This is a genomic window from Winogradskyella sp. 4-2091, assembly GCF_045765065.1.
Classification (GTDB): domain Bacteria; phylum Bacteroidota; class Bacteroidia; order Flavobacteriales; family Flavobacteriaceae; genus Winogradskyella.
The window spans coordinates 70,013-91,194 of sequence record NZ_JBJKOD010000013.1; the positions used below are offsets into that span (position 1 = coordinate 70,013).

19 protein-coding genes are annotated in these 21,182 nt (G+C 31.9%); 15 read left to right on the forward strand and 4 right to left on the reverse strand.

The window, feature by feature from the left end:
- Positions 1 to 118: 118 nt before the first annotated feature.
- From ACJBCC_RS14675 to ACJBCC_RS14700, 6 genes are all read left to right on the forward strand, one after another.
- Entirely contained in the window at positions 119 to 316 is a 198-nt protein-coding gene (locus tag ACJBCC_RS14675) for a hypothetical protein (protein ID WP_299098614.1), read from the forward strand.
- Positions 317 to 344: 28 nt separating this feature from the next.
- Positions 345 to 1,394 (forward strand): T9SS type A sorting domain-containing protein, encoded by a 1,050-nt coding sequence (locus tag ACJBCC_RS14680; RefSeq protein WP_299098612.1) that lies wholly within the window; start codon positions 345 to 347, stop codon positions 1,392 to 1,394.
- 33 nt (positions 1,395 to 1,427) lie between these two features.
- The gene (locus ACJBCC_RS14685) at positions 1,428 to 2,687 is read left to right on the forward strand and encodes a tail fiber domain-containing protein (protein WP_299098610.1); all 1,260 of its coding nucleotides are present in this window, start codon (positions 1,428 to 1,430) and stop codon (positions 2,685 to 2,687) included.
- A 401-nt stretch (positions 2,688 to 3,088) separates the two neighbouring features.
- Positions 3,089 to 5,938 carry a DNA polymerase I gene (gene polA, locus ACJBCC_RS14690; protein ID WP_407557600.1) on the forward strand — a complete coding sequence of 950 codons (2,850 nt, stop codon included), beginning with the start codon at positions 3,089 to 3,091 and terminating at the stop codon, positions 5,936 to 5,938.
- A gap of 10 nt (positions 5,939 to 5,948) precedes the next feature.
- Positions 5,949 to 6,716, forward strand: a complete 768-nt coding sequence (locus ACJBCC_RS14695; protein ID WP_299098606.1) for an HNH endonuclease — start codon at positions 5,949 to 5,951, stop codon at positions 6,714 to 6,716.
- Positions 6,713 to 6,904: a hypothetical protein gene (locus tag ACJBCC_RS14700; protein WP_299098604.1), complete on the forward strand. Its 192-nt coding sequence runs from the start codon at positions 6,713 to 6,715 to the stop codon at positions 6,902 to 6,904. Before ACJBCC_RS14695 ends, ACJBCC_RS14700 begins: the two co-directional genes overlap by 4 nt.
- A 444-nt stretch (positions 6,905 to 7,348) precedes the next feature.
- Here the strand turns inward: ACJBCC_RS14700 and ACJBCC_RS14705 are convergent, their stop codons facing one another.
- Together ACJBCC_RS14705 and ACJBCC_RS14710 are read right to left on the reverse strand one after the other, a co-directional pair.
- Complete coding sequence (locus ACJBCC_RS14705; protein ID WP_407557601.1) at positions 7,349 to 7,804, reverse strand: endonuclease domain-containing protein; 456 nt, start codon at positions 7,802 to 7,804, stop codon at positions 7,349 to 7,351.
- A gap of 225 nt (positions 7,805 to 8,029) precedes the next feature.
- On the reverse strand, positions 8,030 to 9,661 hold the full coding sequence (locus tag ACJBCC_RS14710) for an ABC-F family ATP-binding cassette domain-containing protein (RefSeq protein ID WP_299098599.1): 1,632 nt from the start codon (positions 9,659 to 9,661) through the stop codon (positions 8,030 to 8,032).
- Positions 9,662 to 9,836: 175 nt separating this feature from the next.
- Between ACJBCC_RS14710 and ACJBCC_RS14715 the strand changes: the two genes are divergently transcribed.
- Entirely contained in the window at positions 9,837 to 9,989 is a 153-nt protein-coding gene (locus ACJBCC_RS14715; RefSeq protein ID WP_299098596.1) for a hypothetical protein, read from the forward strand.
- 119 nt (positions 9,990 to 10,108) lie between these two features.
- On the opposite strand, the gene ACJBCC_RS14720 is transcribed toward ACJBCC_RS14715, so the two are convergent.
- Positions 10,109 to 10,765 carry a TonB-dependent receptor plug domain-containing protein gene (locus ACJBCC_RS14720; RefSeq protein ID WP_299098594.1) on the reverse strand — a complete coding sequence of 219 codons (657 nt, stop codon included), beginning with the start codon at positions 10,763 to 10,765 and terminating at the stop codon, positions 10,109 to 10,111.
- A 167-nt stretch (positions 10,766 to 10,932) separates the two neighbouring features.
- On the opposite strand from ACJBCC_RS14720, the gene ACJBCC_RS14725 reads away from it, so the two are divergent.
- From ACJBCC_RS14725 to ACJBCC_RS14755, 7 genes are all read left to right on the forward strand, one after another.
- Positions 10,933 to 11,907 carry an L-threonylcarbamoyladenylate synthase gene (locus tag ACJBCC_RS14725; RefSeq protein WP_407557602.1) on the forward strand — a complete coding sequence of 325 codons (975 nt, stop codon included), beginning with the start codon at positions 10,933 to 10,935 and terminating at the stop codon, positions 11,905 to 11,907.
- Positions 11,908 to 12,058: 151 nt separating this feature from the next.
- Positions 12,059 to 12,964 carry a nucleotidyltransferase domain-containing protein gene (locus ACJBCC_RS14730; protein WP_407557603.1) on the forward strand — a complete coding sequence of 302 codons (906 nt, stop codon included), beginning with the start codon at positions 12,059 to 12,061 and terminating at the stop codon, positions 12,962 to 12,964.
- A complete protein-coding gene (locus ACJBCC_RS14735; RefSeq protein WP_407557604.1) occupies positions 12,957 to 14,390 on the forward strand; it encodes a B12-binding domain-containing radical SAM protein in 1,434 nt (477 codons plus the stop codon). The genes ACJBCC_RS14730 and ACJBCC_RS14735 overlap by 8 nt, the downstream gene beginning before the upstream one ends.
- Position 14,391: 1 nt before the next feature.
- Positions 14,392 to 15,174 carry a class I SAM-dependent methyltransferase gene (locus ACJBCC_RS14740; protein WP_407557605.1) on the forward strand — a complete coding sequence of 261 codons (783 nt, stop codon included), beginning with the start codon at positions 14,392 to 14,394 and terminating at the stop codon, positions 15,172 to 15,174.
- A gap of 14 nt (positions 15,175 to 15,188) precedes the next feature.
- On the forward strand, positions 15,189 to 16,568 hold the full coding sequence (locus ACJBCC_RS14745; RefSeq protein ID WP_407557606.1) for a B12-binding domain-containing radical SAM protein: 1,380 nt from the start codon (positions 15,189 to 15,191) through the stop codon (positions 16,566 to 16,568).
- Between the two features lies 1 nt (position 16,569).
- Positions 16,570 to 17,682, forward strand: coding sequence for a hypothetical protein (locus ACJBCC_RS14750; protein WP_299098583.1), 1,113 nt, complete (start codon positions 16,570 to 16,572; stop codon positions 17,680 to 17,682).
- A complete protein-coding gene (locus ACJBCC_RS14755) occupies positions 17,682 to 18,431 on the forward strand; it encodes a glycosyltransferase family 2 protein (RefSeq protein WP_407557607.1) in 750 nt (249 codons plus the stop codon). Before ACJBCC_RS14750 ends, ACJBCC_RS14755 begins: the two co-directional genes overlap by 1 nt.
- A 2-nt stretch (positions 18,432 to 18,433) precedes the next feature.
- Here ACJBCC_RS14755 and ACJBCC_RS14760 read toward each other — a convergent pair whose 3' ends face one another.
- Positions 18,434 to 20,026, reverse strand: a complete 1,593-nt coding sequence (locus tag ACJBCC_RS14760) for a glycosyltransferase family 87 protein (RefSeq protein WP_299098580.1) — start codon at positions 20,024 to 20,026, stop codon at positions 18,434 to 18,436.
- Between the two features lie 151 nt (positions 20,027 to 20,177).
- Here ACJBCC_RS14760 and ACJBCC_RS14765 point away from each other — a divergent pair.
- On the forward strand, positions 20,178 to 21,182 hold a 1,005-nt coding region (locus ACJBCC_RS14765; protein ID WP_407557608.1), incomplete at its 3' end, for a hypothetical protein.

Genomic DNA, 21,182 nt, shown 5'->3' on the forward strand with positions numbered 1-21,182 from the left:
TACTTGTCATTTTTCTTCATTTTGAAGAAATACTACCCTCTTTTGAAAAAATAATCAAGACCGTTTTTTAAGTATAACAATAAGTTTGTGAAGCTATTAATCATTAACTCATTGTATTATGAAAACTTCAACACTTCTCGTTGCTTTACTCATTATTAATTCCAGTTTTTTAGCTGGTCATATTTCCATACAACTCATTGGAAATATTAATCCTTTTATTCTTGGTGGTTCTGAACTCGTTCTTGGCATCTCTTATTATATCCACACCATTTTTAGAGATGTGAGAAATGCCTTTGACGTCGATGTAAAATTATAATCTTAATAAATATTCAAAATCCAACATTATGAAAAACATTACAATCACCATCATATTACTTACGCTTTGCTGTCAACTTTATTCACAAACTACAGCGATTCCAGATGCCAACTTTGAGCAAGCTTTAATTGACGAAGGAATTGACACCAATGGACTTAACGGAAATATCTTAAATGTTGATGCAGAAAACACAACATCTTTAATTTTAACTAATCGAAATATTTCTGACGTATCAGGTATTGAAGCTTTTACCAACCTTACCACATTATATCTTAGCCAAAATAACCTAACTACTTTAGATGTCACTAACAATTTACTATTAGGTAACCTTGTATGTTGGGATAACAATTTATCGAGTATCACTTTTGCAGCTAATACACAATTGTATAATCTGGCTTGCGAAGAAAATAATTTAACAAGTTTAGATGTTAGCAGTCTCACTAGCCTATCAAATTTATATTGTGGTGATAACGCCATTACAACTCTAGATGTTTCTGCAAATACGGCATTGTTAAAATTAGATATTTACAATCTAGCATTAACAGAATTAGATTTATCTAGTAACAATAATTTACAAGATCTGTACTGCGATAATAATCAGCTAACAACGCTAAATCTAAGTGACAAACCTAGTTTTAAAAGATTGTCTTGTAAAAACAATGCCTTAACTGAACTTAATATTAGTAATGGCAATAATACTAATGTCACTTTATTTAGAACGGACGGTAACTCAGAACTTAATTGTATTACTGTAGATGACGAAGCATACAGTACTTCAAATTGGGCAAATATCGATGATCATACTAGTTTTAGCGTTAGTTGCGATGGGTCACTTTCTACAACCGAAATTAATAATGACACATCTATTTCAGTTTACCCAAACCCAGTAAAAGACCAATTAAACCTGTCTTTTCCATCTACAGTAGATTCAATTGTAATTTTCAATAGTCTAGGAGAATTGGTTGCCAAAACTTCAAATGAAAACCACATCGATCTCACAGATTTAAAAACAGGTTTATATGTGGTAAAAATTCAAGTTGAAAACAAAACCATAACGAAGAAAATCCTACACGACTAATCTCAATTGCACAACCTCAAAAATCCAATTATCATGAAAATTATACAATACACAATTATACTTTGTCTAACTTCATTCGCATGTTTTGCTCAAGTAGGTATTGGTAACACAGACCCTAAAGCCAGTTTAGATATTACAGCATCAAACCAAGCTGCACCTGCAAATACAGATGGTATTTTAATACCACGAATAGATGCATTTCCGTCAACAAACCCTACTGTAGACCAAAAAGGAATGTTGGTTTATTTAACAACCTTTGATGGCACTAATCCTAGTGGGTTTTATTACTGGACTGGCGGAGCATGGACAACTACTAAGAACATTTATACCTCATCTAATGGCATAATTGAAAGCAGTAAGAATTTTCGCTTAGGAGGCTCACTTACTAGTGACACTGCTATAAATTTTGATACGCGTTCACTCACTTTCAGAGTCGGTACTTCTTCTAGTAGTTTTAATGTAAGTTCTAATGGACCAACTGTTTTTAGAATAGGGAATGGTTATTCTAATAATACTACATTTGGGCAAGACACGTATTGGAAAGACGGTTCTACATCTGGCACAACATTAGGTCGGTTTTATGGTTCTAGTTCAGGAATTTTTGAACTCTATAATTCAGGATCTCCTTCTGTTCGCCTAATAACTTCAGGAACTTCTTATTTTAGCAATTGTAACTTAGCTATCGGAACAACTGGTAGTGGATCTTCCTACAGGTTAAATGCACATGCATCATCTACTAATTATGTCGCTAATTTTCAACAATTAGGTACTGGTAGTTCGGCTGAAGGAGTAAGCATCAGATTAACAGATATTTCACCTATGACAAACCATAGATACTTAAGCTTTTTTAGAAATGAAACTATCGAAGCTGGCAAAATAACAGGAAACGCATTTGGAAATGGTGTCAATTATTCTACAACCTCAGACCGTCGTTTAAAAATGAATATAGAAAACATAACTAATGCGCTAGGTGTTTTAGACCAAATACAACCTCAACTCTATGAATATATATCATTTCCAGGCCCTAAAGAATATGGCTTTATAGCTCAAGATTTGCAATTAGTATATCCGCAAGCGGTTTCTGGCTCTCCAGACTCAGACCCTTATAAAAACCCTATGATGGTAGACTACGGTAAACTAACACCTATACTCACAGCTAGTGTAAAAGAATTATACCAAGAAGTCTTAAACCTAAAAAAAGAAAATGAAACTTTATTAGAAAGATTAAATAATCTAGTACAACTAGAAGCACGCTTATCTGCTTTAGAACAACATAATTCAACACCGAATTAACCCATAATTGATTGTCTTCAATTATATTTTTATTAGATTAAAAAGTCGGTGTAGGGACCGACTTTTTTTTTGTTTATTATTTGATAATTCATTCTTTCATTTCAAGACTTAAGTTTTGTAATTTTGAAACTACTGTCCTTTAAAGCAGAGTCGAGAATTATTTTTTAAACTTCCGTTAATTTAGAAGACCTTTCGACTGAGCTCAAGGAGATAACACAATTCAAATTTAATCACAATATCATTTTTTGTTTAGGTTCGCTTAAACGTAAAATGATGATTTTTTCAGCTAATGCGAAAAAGAAAAATTAAACATAGACATAGCTACGTTTCATTTTTATTTTGAAGCAAAAATGAAAAAAGGGCATTTTACAAATGCTCACTTAAATAAAAAATGATATAATATGTCAGACCAAAAACGTCTCTTTCTAGTTGATGCCTACGCACTAATTTTCCGTGGCTATTATGCTTTTATAAAAAACCCAAGAATTAACTCCAAAGGAGAAGATACCTCAGCCATAATGGGTTTTATGAACTCACTTTTAGATGTAATAAAACGCGAACGACCAGACCATTTAGCCGTTTGTTTTGATAAAGGCGGAAGTGCAGATCGTGTAGAAATGTATCAAGAATACAAAGCCAATAGAGATGAAACGCCTGAAGGTATAAAAACAGCGGTTCCTTATATTTATGAAATCCTAAAAGCCATGCACATTCCTATCATGGTAAAGGAAGGTTTTGAAGCAGATGATGTTATAGGAACTTTGGCAAAAAAAGCCGAAAAAGAAGGCTACAAAACCTATATGGTAACACCAGATAAGGATTTTGCACAACTGGTATCTGAAAACATCTTTATGTACAGACCTGTTTTTGGAGGTGGTTATGAAACTTGGGGAATTCCTGAGGTTCAGAAAAAATTTGAAGTTACAGACCCTTTGCAAGTCATAGATTTTTTAGGTATGATGGGAGACGCTTCAGATAATATTCCTGGCTTACCTGGTGTTGGCGAAAAAACAGCTAAGAAATTTTTAGCCGCTTATGGCTCTATGGAAAACCTTTTTGCCAATTCACATGAGTTGAAAGGTAAAATGAAAGAGAAAGTTGAAGCCAACCAAGAACTCGGTTTACTTTCTAAAAAATTAGCCACCATTATGCTCGACGTTCCGGTGGAATTTGACGCTAAAGACTTTGAGATGTCGGAACCAGATGTGCCTAAGGTAACTGAGATTTTTCAAGAGTTAGAATTTAGACGCTTAATCGATAATTTTAATAAAACGTTTTCTGCTGAAGCTCAAGCAACGGCAACAGCAACGCAAACTTCAAATAAAGCAGAAGCACCTAAAACCACACCTAAAGAAATAAAATCCGCAGGCGAAGGTCAGTTTTCGTTGTTTGGCGGTGGCGAACCTTCTACAGACGAAGCCATTTCAGAAAACTCCAGAAAAACGACTGCAACCTATTCGCATTTTTATCAAAGTGTAGCGCCTGGTATGGCCACTAAATTGTTTGTTAAAAATCTAATGAATCAAACATCGGTTTGTTTTGACACAGAAACGACAGGATTAAATCCGTTAACCGCAGAATTGGTTGGTATTGCATTTTCATGGGAAATTGGTAAAGGATTTTATATACCATTTCCTGAAGATAAAACTGAAGCACAAGCATTAATCGAAATATTAAGACCGTTTTTTGAAACTGAAACCATCCAAAAAATTGGTCAGAATTTAAAATATGATATTAAAGTCTTAGCAAAATATAATGTTAGCGTTAAAGGCAAATTGTTCGATACCATGTTAGCGCATTATTTAATAAATCCAGATATGCGTCACAATATGGATATTCTTGCTGAAACCTATTTAAACTATACGCCAATTTCTATCACAGAATTGATTGGTAAAAAGGGCAAGAATCAACTCTCAATGCGAGAAGTTCCATTAGAAAAGCAAACAGAATATGCGGTTGAAGATTCAGACATCACATTGCAACTTAAGGAACATTTTGAAAAAGAATTAGGCGAAGCCAATACTCAAAAATTATTTGATGATATTGAAATTCCGTTACTACGCGTTTTAGCCGCAATGGAATTAGAAGGTATTAATCTCGATGTTGAATTTTTAAACTCATTATCAGAAGACCTTAATAACGATATTACGAATCTTCAATCTAAAATATATGAAGTGGCAGGCGAAGAATTTAATATTGCGTCGCCAAAACAATTAGGAATCATCTTGTTTGAAAAGCTTAAACTAGTAGATAAACCTAAAAAGACCAAAACCGGACAATATAAAACTGGCGAAGACATTTTATCTGCCTTAGCCAAAGAGCATGAGATTATTAGAGATATTTTAGAATATCGTGGTCTTGCCAAACTAAAAAGCACGTATGTAGATGCATTACCATTACAGGTAGAAGCAGCCACTGGCAGAGTGCATACAGACTACATGCAAACGGTTGCCGCAACAGGTCGTTTAAGTAGTAATAATCCTAACTTACAGAATATTCCAATTCGTACAGAACGCGGTCGCCAAGTGCGAAAAGCTTTTGTTCCAAGAAACGAAGATTACACTTTACTAGCTGCCGATTATTCGCAAATAGAATTAAGAATCATTGCCGCTTTAAGTGAAGAAGAAACCATGATTGAAGCCTTTAAAAATGGCGAAGATATTCATGCCTCAACCGCATCTCGAGTTTTTGGTGTACCTATTAATGAAGTGACAAGAGCGCAACGAAGCAATGCAAAAACAGTCAACTTTGGGATAATTTATGGTGTGTCTGCCTTTGGACTAAGCAACCAAACCGATTTATCACGTGGCGAAGCCAAAGAGTTAATAGATACCTATTACGAAACTTATCCAAAATTAAAAGCCTACATGAGTAAGCAAGTCGATTTTGCGCGAGATAACGGTTATGTATCTACGGTTTTGGGTCGTCGTCGTTATTTAAAAGATATCAATTCTCGTAATGCCATGGTGCGCAGTGCAGCCGAACGAAATGCGGTAAACGCACCAATACAAGGTAGCGCAGCAGATATTATTAAAATTGCCATGATTAATATTTATAATAAACTTGAAGCAGGCAATTATAAATCTAAAATGCTTTTACAAGTACATGATGAATTAGTATTTGATATCTACAAACCTGAATTAGAAGAATTAACCACATTGATTAAAACTGAAATGGAAAGTGCTTTTAAACTAGAAGTCCCTCTAGATGTTGAAGTGGATACTGGTATTAATTGGTTGGAGGCGCATTAAATTTGATAAAATGAGTAGAAGACTCTGGACAAAAGAAGAATTAATTTTAGCTTTCAATTTATATTTGAAGCTACCTTTTGGTAAATTTCACGCGAGTAATCCTGAAGTTATTAATTTAGCTAATCTAACAGGAAGGTCAAATAATTCAATTGCCATTAGATTATCAAATTTCGCCTCATGTGACCCTTATCATCAAAACCGTGGAGTTAAAGGTTTAGTTGGAGGCTTAAAGCAATGTCAACCAATTTGGGATGAATTTTTTCATGACCAAGAAAAGCTGATTTATTTAAGTGAGCAAATTTTAGCATCTAAAGAAAAGGTTTCGATTGAAGAAAAATTTAAATCTGAATTAGGAAATCTCAGTCACTTAACAGGAGAAAACAGAGTTAGAGAAGTTAGCACCAGAGTCAATCAATCTATTTTTAGAAAAATAGTTTTAATGAACTATGATAATAAATGCGCTATTTCAGGTATTGATGTTCCAGATTTATTGGTTGCAAGTCATATAATTCCTTGGTCTCAAAACAAAAAGGAGAGATTAAACCCGCAAAATGGATTATGTCTTAATTATTTACACGACAAAGCATTTGATAGAGGCCTTATAACTTTCGATAAGAATTTCAAAATGGTATTATCAAATAAATTAAAGAGAAACGGCAGTGAAAACATGAAATTATATTTCCATAAATTGGAAGGGAAATCTCTGAAATTACCTAAAAGATTTATCCCAAATGAAGATTTTTTAGAATATCATAAATTAAATATTTTTCAGTCTTGAGTGATAAAACGGAAACATTATTTGCTATATATAAAAACGATATACATTTAGGGAATGAAAAAGGAAAAACAGTAAACGACGCTATTAAAAATTACCTCAAAGCTGCACTATTTCAAGAGTCTTTAAATGATTCAGAGTTTATTTCTCTTTATAAAGGAAGAGTTGCAATTAAAGATATTCATTTTTAACGAATCCACTTTAGCTGCAAATCTATCTCTTTCAAACTTTCTACTCAATTTCTAGCTAAAAAATCATCGACAGTTTCAAAATGTTCAATAACACGTTTTTCTTTAAACTCAAATACCTTTTTAGAAAAACCATGTTAATGGTTTAATAAAAACATTGGTTTTAAATTGGTTTTGTAAACCTACATATTTTACACCCCTAAAGTCCCCTCAAGGGGACAATCCTAACCAACAAACCAGTGTTTAATAAATAATATTTAGTACTACAAAACATAATTAAGATTCAATAAATTCTTGCTTTTACTTTATTAAACGTCCTCTCAACGAAATAATACTTATTAATAAAGTTATTAGTAAAAAATATAAATCTGGAGTACTATTCTTATTCGTTAGTGCTATCCTTATAACCTACAAATACAGTAATCCCTTTCTATAGTATTTTCTTTTTTAAACGTAGAGGACAATTGAAAACCCTTGAAGTATTGTTTTGTCCTTTATCAAATGTCCCCTTGAGGGGACTTTAGGGGTGTTTTCAACTTGCTCAGTTAACTCCTTTACCTTTTCTTCAATAACTAACAACACACTAAACATATTTTTCTTAACCTCTTCATTGGAAAACCTTAAGAAGGTAACGCCATAAGCTTCGATTTCTTTTTGTCTCTTAACATCGTACAAAAAGCTATATTCGTGACTGTCTCCATCAATTTCTATGACCAACCCTATTTCATGGCAATAAAAATCTGCTATATATTCTAACATTGGTACTTGCCTATGAAACTGAACGCCATAAGCGCGTTGCTTTATATTTTGCCAAAGCAAGACTTCTGGTAAAGTGCTATTTTTTCTTAATTGCCTGGCTAGGATTTTTAGTTTGGGATTGTATGGGATTATTTTGTTTTTCATTAGTGGTAATTCCGGCTGTTCTTATACTCCTTTACACCCCTAAAGTCCCCTCAAGGGGACAATGTAGACTGAGAAGCTTTCTTTTAAAGATAATAATCTCTATTTGTATTACCTAAAATACAATATTTTTGAATTGAGAATTACAGTAAATAAGAAAGAATAATAAACGGTCTACAACAGAGATTAATCGTCTTATTAAAGTATCAAATGATACTATCAAACAACCTACAAATCCAAACCTTTCAAACTCTCAACTCTATTTCTGGCTAAGAAATCATCAATCGTTTCAAAATGTTCTATAACGCGTTTTTCTTTAAATTCAAATACTTTTTTAGAAAGGCCTTGTAGAAAATCTCTATCGTGAGAGACTAATATTAAAGTGCCATCAAAATTTTGTAGTGCTTCTTTTAATACATCTTTAGACTTTAAATCTAAGTGATTGGTTGGCTCATCGAGAATTAATAAATTAACAGGTTCTAGTAAGAGTTTTACCATCGCTAATCTGGTTTTTTCACCACCAGATAAGACACTGACTTTTTTATCAATATCCTCACCTCTAAACATAAAACCACCCAAAATATTTTTTATTTGAGTACGTACATCACCTTTTGCAACTTCATCTACGGTTTGAAAAACCGTTAAGCTTTCATCTAACAAAGCCGCTTGATTCTGCGCAAAATAACCCACTTGCACATTATGGCCTAAAGTACAAGTGCCTTCTACTTCAATTTCGCCTAAAATGGCTTTAATCATCGTGGATTTTCCTTCGCCATTTCTACCCACAAAACAGACCTTCTCACCTCTTGCTATAGACATATTAGCATCATTAAACACTACATGCTCATCATAAGATTTAGAAACATCCTTTACCGTTACAGGATAATCGCCAGAACGCTGTGTTGCCGGAAAACGCAAACGCAAAGCAGAGGTATCTACTTCATCTATTTCTATACGCTCTAGTTTTTCGAGCATGCGCTCTCGTGAAGACACTTGGTTGGTTTTAGAATAGGTACCTTTAAAGCGCTCAATAAACTGCATATTATCTGCAATAAATTTCTGCTGTTCTTGGTAGGCTTTTATTTGGTGTGTGCGTCTATCTTCTCGTAACTGTAAGTAATGCGAGTAATTGGCTTTATAATCGTAAATACGGCCCATAGTGACCTCAATAGTTCTATTGGTAATATTATCAATAAAGGCTCTATCGTGGGAAATAACCAAAACCGCATTGGCTTTGTTAACCAAAAAGTCTTCTAGCCAAATGACAGATTCTATATCAATATGGTTAGTTGGCTCATCTAAGAGAATTAAATCTGGCTTTTGAAGTAATATTTTTGCCAATTCTATTCGCATTCGCCATCCTCCAGAAAATTCATTAGTTGGTCTTGTAAAATCGTTTTGCTTAAACCCTAAACCTTTTAATGCTTTTTCTACTTCTGCATCATAATTAACATCTTCTAAAGCATAATATTTTTCGCCTAAATCTGATACACGTTCTATGATTTTCATGTATTCGTCAGATTCGTAATCGGTTCTGGTTTCTAGTTGCTTGTTGAGCGCTTCCATTTCATCACGCATTTTAAACACATGTGCAAAGGCTTTAGACGCTTCTTCAAAAACCGTAGCATTATCTTTAGTTAATAAGTGCTGAGGCAAATAGGCAATGACTGTATCTTTTGGAGAACGCACATGACCACGTGTTGCATTTTGAACACCAGCAATAATTTTCATCATGGTAGATTTTCCTGCACCATTTTTACCCATTAAGGCAATTTTATCATTCTCATTAATAGTAAAAGACACGTCCTTAAAAAGTGTTTGTCCACTGAATTCTACAGCTAAATTATCTACTGAAATCATGTTCTCAATTTTAAAGATGCAAAACTACTAAAAGGAACGGGTTTTATGTTTTTGAATGTATAGAAAATATCGTTTCTAATTATTTCAGTTAATTCTAATAGTGATTACGCTAAGCTAAACCCAGTCTATTACATAATTTTATGACAAACAAAGTTTAACCATTAAATAAAACATTATGATTATTACAAAAGTATTAGGTTTAACAAGTGCATTTACAAAAAGTAAAAAGGCAAAGATTGCTATTTTAGGTTTAGAAATGGCTGTATTAGGTTACGCGCTTTATCAGCAGAAACAAGAAAAGAAAAATAAGCGACTAAAATCTAAGTAATATTAGATTGTAGTCGCTTACCATTTAAATTATATTGAATGCGCATTAGTTTTAATGCTCTTAATCCGTTAGCTAATGAAAATATAATTCCAAAAACTCGATTAAAATATTATCGAACACTATTTCGTAGTTACCAAAATTACACCATTTGCTCCTCTAACACCATAAGATGCAGCTTCAGAACTCTTAAGTACATTTATGTTTTTGATATTGTTAGGTGTAAGATCTCCAAATGCAGCTGTACTCGTTGGATGTCCATTTACAATAATCAAAGGATCTTCATTACTAGAAAGTGTGGTATTATAAGACCCTCTAACTCTTATTTCATTACTACCCGAAACTCTTACTTGCGGAACCTTAACCCTTAAATAGTCATATATACTCGTAAAATATTGTTCCACTTCGGGCTTACGTTTTTTTACTTTTTTTAAGGCCTCTAATTGAAAAGCTTTTCCTTTTTCTTCACTGGTGCTATCAAACTCAATAGTTACCTTATTTTCATCAAAATCTTCAGAAGAACTCAAACCATAGTGTTCTGAGAAGGCATATATAGTTTTGGGAGTCTCCTTAACTTTAATTTTAAATTCTCCATCCTTATTCGTTGTCTTTTTTACAGACGAGTCTTCAACATATACAGTAGCTTCATTCACAGGATTACCTAAAGAATCTTTTACCACACCAGTAATAACAATTTTTTTCGATTTCTTTTGAGCTGAAATATTTGTAGTAAATGCGAAGGTAAAAAGAATAAGGAATCCAAAGTATTTGATTTTCATAGTTCTAATATTTTTAATGTTAGGTACTTAGCAATATACAATAAATTTTAACTAGATCTTATTATAAATTGACTTAAGCACATTTATTTTATTGAAATTTTAACAAAGGTTAAAAATGTCGGATACTTTATTATAATTTCAATTAATTTTGTCCTCTATATTGAATTATGAGTATTATTTCTAAAGACATATCAAAAGCAATTCAACTTTTAACTGATGAAAACATTGTAGCTATTCCAACGGAAACGGTTTATGGTTTAGCAGGAAATATATACAGCAAAAAAGCGATTACATCAATTTTTGAAACAAAAAAGCGACCATTTTTTAATCCACTCATCGTTCATATTCCATCTATAGATTCGCTTTCAACTATTGTAGAAAACATTCCTGAAAAAGCACAATTGTTGGCAGACGCTTTTTGGCCAGGACCAATAACATTGGTGTTGAAAAAGAAGGCTATAATTCCAGATTTAATTACAGGAGGAAAAGATACCGTTGCGGTTAGAGTACCAAACCACCCAACCACTTTAGAGTTATTAAAGCAACTCGATTTCCCTTTAGCAGCACCAAGTGCCAATCCGTTTAGTAGTATTAGTCCAACCACAGCACAACACGTAGAAACGTATTTTAAAGACACACTTAAAATGGTATTAGATGGTGGTGCATGTAAAAGTGGTATTGAATCTACAATCATTGGTTTTGAAAACGATGAACCTATTATTTACAGGTTAGGCTCTACTGCTATAGAAGACATTGAAGCCATTGTTGGCAAAATTGAAATAAAAAACACGGTTACCGAAGCGCCTAAACAAAAAACCATACCAAATGCGCCAGGTATGCTCGCGCGTCATTATGCACCAAAAACCAAAACGGTTTTAACAGATAATATACCTAAAGCATTAGAGCAACACCAAAACTTGAGGATTGGTCTTTTAGTTTTTGATACTGAAATTGAAAACGACGCTATAAAAACTCAAATTGTTTTATCTAAAACAGGTAATTTAAAAGAGTCCGCTTCAAAATTATATGATGCACTTCATCAATTAGACACTTTTGATTTAGATATAATTATTGCAGAAAAATTTCCTGATAATGGTTTAGGGAAATCTATTAATGACAGATTAAATAGAGCAACTAAATAAGCGGTAATTTCATTCGCAATAATTAAAACTAGTTATATTCAGAGTTGAAATTATCAATTATCTAGACAAACATCTTTTTCCACTAAATAAAACTTATTTCTTATATTCTAAATTTAAGCCTTATTTTTATAAAAAAAACGCTGTTAAAAAGATGAATGCTTTAAAAGTAATCATATACTTTTCAATTTTTAAATACCCTTTAACCAAAGAGGAGATTTATTCGTTTTCTTCTGCAAATCATTTATCTGACACCATACAAGAGCTCAATGCATTAATTGAACAAAAAATTATTTTTCAATTTGGTAATTATTTTTCTGATGTCAATAATAAAGACTTAGTTCAACGAAGACTTAATGGTAATGTAATGGCAAAAGAGATAATGCCCAAAGCATTGAGAAGAGCCAAACTCATCATGTCTTTTCCTTACGTAGAATCCGTTTCTATCTCTGGTGCACTAGCTAAAGGCTATTATGATGATGAAGGCGATATTGATTTCTTTATCATCACAAAACCGAAAAAATTATGGCTAGCAAGAACGTTTTTAATCCTTTTTAAAAAGGTGTTTTTGCTAAATTCTAAAAAGTATTTTTGTGTTAATTACTTTATTAGTTCTAATAATCTTAAAATTGAAGAACAAAATAAATTTACAGCTACAGAATTAATAACATTAATGCCTGTTTATGGTAAGTCTATTATTGATTCATTTATTACAGAAAACCAGTGGGCTTTAGACTTTTATCCAAACCGAACTCTAAATACATCTGTGCTTGCTGATACCTTTAGAAAACCGATTTTAAGCACGGCTATAGAATACATTTTCGATAATAAATTGGGAGAAAAATTAGATTTTTATTTTAGACGTATAACGCTTAAAAAGTGGAAATCTAAATTTAACAATCTCAACAAAAAGGATTTTGAAGTCGCAATGAAATCTACAAATGATGTCTCTAAACATCATCCTAGAGATTTTCAGAGTCGTGTTATTGTATCGTTAAACCAGCGTTACGATGATAAAAACAAAGCATTCAACCTTAACCTAACTATGGAACATGCTTGATGTTGTTTTTTCTCATTCATATTACTATAAATTTGATCCCAAACAGTGGAAAAACAAAACACCTTATCCGCCTTTAGGCACCATTTATGCAGCTTCATATCTAAGAGAAAACAACTATAAAGTTGGTCTGTTTGACGCTAACTTATTAGACGATCCGCAAACCATTGCACCTTATTTAGCAAAACATCAACCAAGTACGTTTGTGCTCTACGATGATGGCTTTAATTATCTCACAAAAATGTGTTTAACCACCATGAGAGAAGCGGCTTTTAAGATGATTAAAATAGCCAAAAAGCAAAACTGTAAAGTGATTGTGTGTAGCTCTGATTCTACAGATCATTTTGAAAAATATTTAGACCAAGGTGCCGATTTTGTCATTCAAGGCGAAGGCGAAATCACTTTGAAAGAACTTTTAGATGCCTTAAAGACCAATGAAGATACCTCTGAAATAAAAGCATTAATTTACAAGGAGGATGATCAAATAATTAAGAATTCTAAACGACCTGTTTTAAGAAACTTAGATGAATTGCCTTTGCCAGCTTGGGATTTAATAAATATGAATGCCTATAAGGCCATTTGGGCAAGTGGCGGAAATGCATTTACCTTAAATATTGCCACAACACGTGGTTGCCCTTTTAAATGTAATTGGTGTGCAAAACCTATCTATGGCAATCGTTACAACTCACATTCCCCAGAATATATTACTAAACACATAAAGTTTTTATCGGAAACCTACGATGTAAATCGATTCTGGATGTGCGATGATATTTTTGGATTAAAACCAAATTGGGTTCAGAATTTTAATTTAGAGCTCAAAAAAGAAAATCTATCCATTTCTTATTACATTCAAAGTCGTGTTGACTTATTATTGAAAGAAGACACTATTGATGCTTTAGCAGAAAGTGGATTAGAAGAAGTTTGGGTTGGCGCGGAAAGTGGCTCTCAAGCCATTTTAGATGCTATGGATAAGGAAACAACAGTAGAGCAAATCTACGAAGCCACGCGCTTATTAAAAGCTAAAGCTATTAGAGTTGCTTTCTTTATTCAGTTTGGTTATTTTAACGAAACAAAAGCAGATATCCTCAAAACAATTGGTATGATAAAGGAACTGCTACCAGATAATATTGGTGTTTCTGTGTCTTATCCATTGCCAGGTACCAAGTTTTACGATATGGTAAAAGACGACTTGCAACTAAAAGCGAACTGGACAGATTCTGACGATTTAGCCATGCTTTTTAAAGGTACTTATAGTTCTAAATTTTACAAGAAACTACAACGATATGTGCATAAAGAATATAGAATTAGTCAAGGTATTGATAATCTAAAACAACTTAATTTATCTAAAACAAAATCGATATTAAAATTAGCCTATTATGTGCCTTCTGCTTTTGTAGACAAATGGCAATTAAAAAGTATGACTCCATAACATGCGTAACGATTTTGACATAGCTGCTGTAAAATATGATGAAACCTTTACGTTTTCAAACATTGGTAAGGCGCAACGTCTTCGTGTTTTTAAGTATGTAAATCCAATAATAAACACTAAAAAAAAGCTTAATATTTTAGAGCTTAATTGCGGAACAGGGGAAGATGCTATTCATTTTTCAAAATTAGGACATAATGTTATTGCTACAGATATTTCTGAAGGTATGATTGCTGTAGCTAATTCTAAAAAACAATCTAGTCACTTGCTTTTTAAAGTTCAAGATATAACCACAATTAATGCAACTACATTTAACCAGAAATTTGATATTGTTTTTTCAAATTTTGGAGGCTTAAATTGTATATCAAAAATACAATTAGAAGCATTTTGTAAAGTTGCTAAAAGCCTACTGAATACAAATGGCAAACTAGTTATGGTAATAATGCCTAAAAAAAGTATTTGGGAACGTTTTTACTTTTTAATTAAAGGCGATTTAAAAAAATCAAAACGCAGAAATACTAATGAAAGCATAGATGTTAATGTCGATGGTGTAAACGTGAAAACGTGGTATTACAATCCTAAAGAAGTTATATCTTTATCAACTAACGACTTTACGATGAATAGAGTAAAACCAATAGGATTGGCTATTCCGCCTTCATATTTAGAAAATTCTATTTTATCTAAACGACCATTATTACCTATTTTTAAAGGTATAGACGCCATTTTAACGGCTTCATTTTTTGCAAAATATGCAGATCATTTTTTAATAGAATTAACCAAAAAATAATTGAGACCATAAAAATGAGTATTGTACTTACACACGCTTATTACATACTCGAAGACCCAAAAGAGCAGCTTATTATGAAGCCTTATGCTCCACTTGGCTTGTTATACATTTCTGCTTATTTAAAGGAAAATAAGATTAATAATCACCTTTACGATTCTACATTTTACAGCAAAGAAAAACAACTTCATTTTATAGCCAAAACCCAACCAAAAGCAGTAGCTATTTACACCAACTTAATGACAAAAATCAATGTTATTAAATTGGTTAAAATCTTGAAAACAGAAAAACAATATGGTTTTCCAAAACTAATTTTAGGTGGACCAGACATTACCTATAATTGTGAAAATTATTTAAAGTCAGGAGCCGATTTTCTAATTATTGGCGAAGGTGAACAAACTACTTTAGAGCTTTATAACGCTATTGATCGCAATCAAGATTTTACCCATATTACCGGAATTGCTTATTTAGAAAATGGGCAAGTGATTAAAACGGCTCCACGTGTAAAAATGAAGAGTTTAAAGGAACTGCCATTACCAAATAGAGCCGCAATTCCTTTTGATAAATATTTAGAAACTTGGAAAACACATCATGGAAAAAGCTCCATGACTGTTAGTACACAACGTGGTTGCCCTTATACTTGCAAATGGTGTAGTACTGCCGTTTACGGACAAAGTTATCGCAGACGACCAGCAGAACTGGTTGCACAAGAATTGAAAATGCTAAAAGACACTTACCAACCAGATAGTATTTGGTTTGTAGACGATGTTTTTACGGTAAGTCATAAATGGATAAAGGAATTTCATGCAGAAGTTTTAAAACTAGATGCTATAATTCCTTTTGAATGTATCACAAGAGCCGAACGTCTTAATAATGAAGTTTTAGAGTTATTAAAAGAAGCTGGTTGCTACCGCATTTGGATTGGAGCAGAATCTGGATCCCAAAAAATAATTGATGCCATGGACAGACGCGTTGATGTGGATGTCGTAAAAAATGCTATTCTGCAAACAAATTCTAAAGGCATGGAAACCGGAACTTTTATTATGGTTGGTTATCCAGGCGAAGATGAGCAAGACATTAAGGAAACAATTACATACTTAAAAGCTGCAAATCCTACGCATTTTACAATTACAGTAGCTTACCCAATAAAAGGAACATCACTTTATAATGAAATTGAAGACAAGATAACGGTTCAACCCAATTGGGAAACCTCAACAGATAGAGATATAGATTTTACAAGAACCTATTCTAGAAAATTCTATGATTATGCAGTAAGACGCATTGTGAATGAGGTTAATTATAATAAAGAAAAATTGAGTGATAAAAACCTAAAAAAAATGATTACATATAAATTAAAATCTACCTTAGCTGGTGCTTTTATGAAACTCTCTAAGTAATATGAAACGCTCTTTTTTTACAATATGTTTTGTTTTATTTTCTGTCTGTTTTTCGTGTTCTAAAAAAGAGCAAGAAATTAATTTAAAATGGAACAAATCGTACAATGAAGATACTTTTGACAGAAGTGTCACAGGTTTAAAATGGGCTTTAGCATATTTAGGTTCTACAATAACAACTGACACTACATTACTTGGTTTATCATATAAAGATTCTATAATTACTCTAAACTTAAACCAACTTGGCTTTTCTGAACACGCTAAAACAGAGTTATCTAAACTTCAATATATTTTTAAAAACTCTGAAGCATATAAAAAAAATAGTGCGCTAGATTTAGGACGATACATTGCCTTAACTTTTGGAAATTCTCATCATTATTATGCTATTACTGATGTACCTAAAAGTTTAAACCAGTTTTTAGAGTTATATACCTTAAATAATAACAAAGGATATATTGATAATTCTAGTGTTTCTAAAGTAGACCGAATTATTTCGTTTTCAAATATTTCTGATAGTAATAGTCAAGGGTTTCTTTCTGCTGAAATTGATTCTATTAGTAATGACACTTTAGAATATGAAACAGTAGAGATCATGCCTAATGGACAATTAAAATTTGGTATTTATGATATTGATGGCGCTTTAAAAGAAGCTGGCAATAGTAAAATCACCAAAGCCGGAAAACCTGCAAAATGCATCTGGTGTCACGAGGTTGTGATTCAACCTTTATTTAGAAAGCAACAAAACCATGAAGGTTATTTAAGCTACATTAAATTTAATGATACGCTAAAATATTTTAATCGTGAATTGCAAGATTTTCAAGATAAACAATGGAATGATCCATCTATTACAAATAAAAAATTACATACCGAATTAGAGCTCCTTTACATTGCCTTTATGGAACCCAATGCTGAACGCATTTCAAAAGAATGGAATTTACCTTTAGCAGATGTAAAGAAAAAATTAGCGCATTTAGAAACACATACGCATCATGAATTTCCGTTTTTAGGAAATCTTTACCGCAGAAAAGATATTGATGCGCTGGCTCCAATTAAATATATCGAAGTCCCTGGAAGTATAAGGGAACAATCTAGTAACGAAGTAAATCTACTCAACTAATGCTTCGAGATAAAAAAATAGTTGTAATTCTTCCGGCTTATAATGCTTCAAAAACATTAGAAAAAACCTATAATGAGATTCCGCATCACATTGTTGATGCCATTGTATTGACTGATGATTTTAGTGATGACAATACTGTGGAAGTCGCAAAGCAGCTTGGCATAGAACACATCATTGAGCATAATATTAATTTGGGTTATGGTGCCAATCAAAAAAGTTGTTACTCTAAAGCTATTGAATTAAGTGCTGATATTATAATTATGTTGCATCCAGATTATCAGTACAATCCAAAGCTAATTCCGTCTATGGCAGATTTAATTGCAAACGATGTTTATGAGGTTGTTTTAGGCTCAAGAATTTTGGGCAAAAATGCACTTTCTGGTGGTATGCCAATGTATAAATATATTTCTAATCGAGGACTGACTTTTATTCAAAATTTATTAATGAATCAAAAGTTATCAGAATACCATACAGGTTATCGTGCATTCAATGCTAAGGTTTTAAAATCTATTCCGTTTAATGAGAATTCTAACGACTTTATTTTTGATAATCAACTCTTAGCGCAATGTTGTTATAAGGGTATTGTGATTGGCGAAATATCTTGCCCAGCGAAATACGAAAAAGATTCTTCTTCCATTAATTTTAAACGAAGTTCTATTTATGGACTTGGAGTTTTAAGAGTGTCAATATCTTATTTTATTCAAAAACTGAAAATTTATAATTTCAAATTATTTAAGCCGAGCTTATAAAGTTAATTACAGATATCAATCTTTTTTAGTGTGAAGGCACCTCGTCTCGAATTTGAATCAGTAAGATAATAAATTTCACAGTCATTTACCAGTACTGGTTTCCTTTTTAAAGAAGGATCTTTAGTGATTTGTCTCCCTTTATAGATTATTTGATAATCTTCAATTACACACGAATATTCATCAAATTTTGAAATTGAAATTGCTGTATTTTCAATTATTTTTCCGCCTTTACCAAGGGCTTTATAGGTTAATTTATTGTTGTTGTTTTCAAAATCATAAATCATAAAATACTCTTGTTGTTCTAGGACATATGAAGATGCATCATCAGTTATTTCAGTAAACATATCTAAATGTAATGGAAACAACATCAACAAACCTAAACCAATGTACATGTAATTTACTTTTTTAGCGACACTACTATAAAACAATACTGCCAAACCAATAGTTAACCAAAGTCTTGAAAACTTAAAAATCAATGGCAAATGTTCTAAACTAGCAATTGGCACATTACACATTAAGAATAACAGCGTAAAAAAAGCAATTTTCTTAAAAGGTTTTATAGACAAAGCAAACACATAAAATGCCGGAATTATCCATAATATTTGAGCGTAAGTAGCAGTCCTCGATTGCACTAAAAACAGTGTAACAACCCAAATGGAAAATAATGCCAATAATTTTTTTTTGTTTGAAAAACTTAAGGATATAGCTATACCAAAAATGATAGATTTAAACACCCATTTTATAAACACGCCTAATTTTACATTACTGAATAAAGCATCTGGATTGTAATATGCATCTTGAACAAATAATGTTTTTAGAAACACATCTATGGATTGTGCATTGTATTGAAAGTTTACAGTGCTTTTATTTTTAATAGCGTTAGGTAAGACTTCAAAAAAATACGTTTCCCATAAGCTAAAACCTGTAAGCCAAATGGATAGTGAGAAAATTACAACTCCTAATACTATAGCAGCTAGTATTGCTTTCCATCGTGATTTAAAAAGCAATGGAATACCATAAGCTACAGGAAACACTTTTAGTAAAGCGCCCAAAACCAACAAACCACCTCCAGAAATAGATTTACGTTTTTCAATCCATAAAAACGCAAAAACAACTAGTGTAAAAACTAAGAAATAGGTTTGCCCAAATAGCATCTGATTTCTTAATGGCACATAAAACAAAACCGGAATTGCGGTTACTAATAAAAACGTTTTTCTACCAAACCTCTTAAATAAAGAATAGATTGCTAATAAAAACAACAAACTACATAATCCATTAAAAATAGCCTTTGCCAAATAAGCATCTTCTATAACTATAAAGGGATAAAAAGCTACGGTATTAAAAGGGCTATTGAGGTAAAAATCTCCCAACACCTCTTTGTAACCTATATTCCAGATATAATTATTGTACTCATAGATATCAAACAAAACGGATTCCGGTGTCGCCGAATTGGCAACAATATGCGCGGGAAAATAGCTATTCGCAAAGTCGTGTAATGGAAACGAAACCGATCTCCAAAATAAAAAAATTAAAAGCAAGAACAGAGGTAAAAAATATACCAAAGTTCCTTTATGCTTATCAATTACGTTTTTCATTGCTTACGTTAAAAGTAAGATTAATCATGAATATATACAGAACTGTTTTATAAATAACTTAAATTGAACATTTTAGTCACATTACTAAAGTTTATTAAAAAGTATTAGTTGCTTTCTTTAGATTAATTTTACACCTATTCCTATTAAATAAATGCAAAAGCAAATAACAAAATTAACATCAAGATTAAAAATTATATCCTTATATGGGTTAGGCCAATCAATTTCTCCGCTTAGTAAACTTGTATTTTCTTATTTTATTATTAAATATCAATCTATAGAATTATGGGGAAGTTTTACCCAAGTAGCCATCTGGATATATCTGATTTTGATTTTTTTATCATTTGGGAATAATGATTTTTTATTAAAAAAATTCAGTACAAATCCATCAAACCTATTCCAATCATGGTTTACACATTTACTCAGCAGAACATTCTTACTAGTTCCATGTGTTTTTATTTTAGTGTTTTCATCTCTTTTTAAAGAAAACCTATACCTATATATGTTATGGCTCTTTTTATTGTTTATAGCACAATCCTATAATGTTTTAATCCTCTATTTTAAAGATTTTAAACTTAATCTTATAGGCGAACTATTATATAGTGGTATTCTTATTTTTGGCATTCTTATTTTTAAACTAAGTATTGATTTAAGTTTAATTATTAAAATCATTCTTATAGCAACTAGCTTAAAAGTCACTTTATATACAACATACTATATTAAGAGAATAACACCTGTTAAAATAAATTTTGACTTTTCCGTATTGCTTAAATCTTTGCCATTTTTTATTCCTGCCGTTCTTGGTACTATAAGATTTAAAATAGACACTTATTTTGCAAATACATTCTTTAGCCTTTCTGACTTGGGTAAATATGAAATATTTATTAGCCTATTGGTATTTGGCCAGACAATAGTGACCTTTTTTATAAACCCATTTTTAAAGAATTTTTTTAGATTAAAAGCCAATATCGTCAAGAAAATTAAAAGTCAGTTTTTGGTCTTGGGAGTTTTGTATAGTGTTCTTTTTACTGGCTTCATATATTTTATAATAACCTACTTATATAAGTTAGATTTCTCTAAGCTTAATTACTTAACTGCATTTGCTTTTATTGTTCCTTTATTTGTTCATATTTTGCTTGTTAATCAGATGTATAAAAAT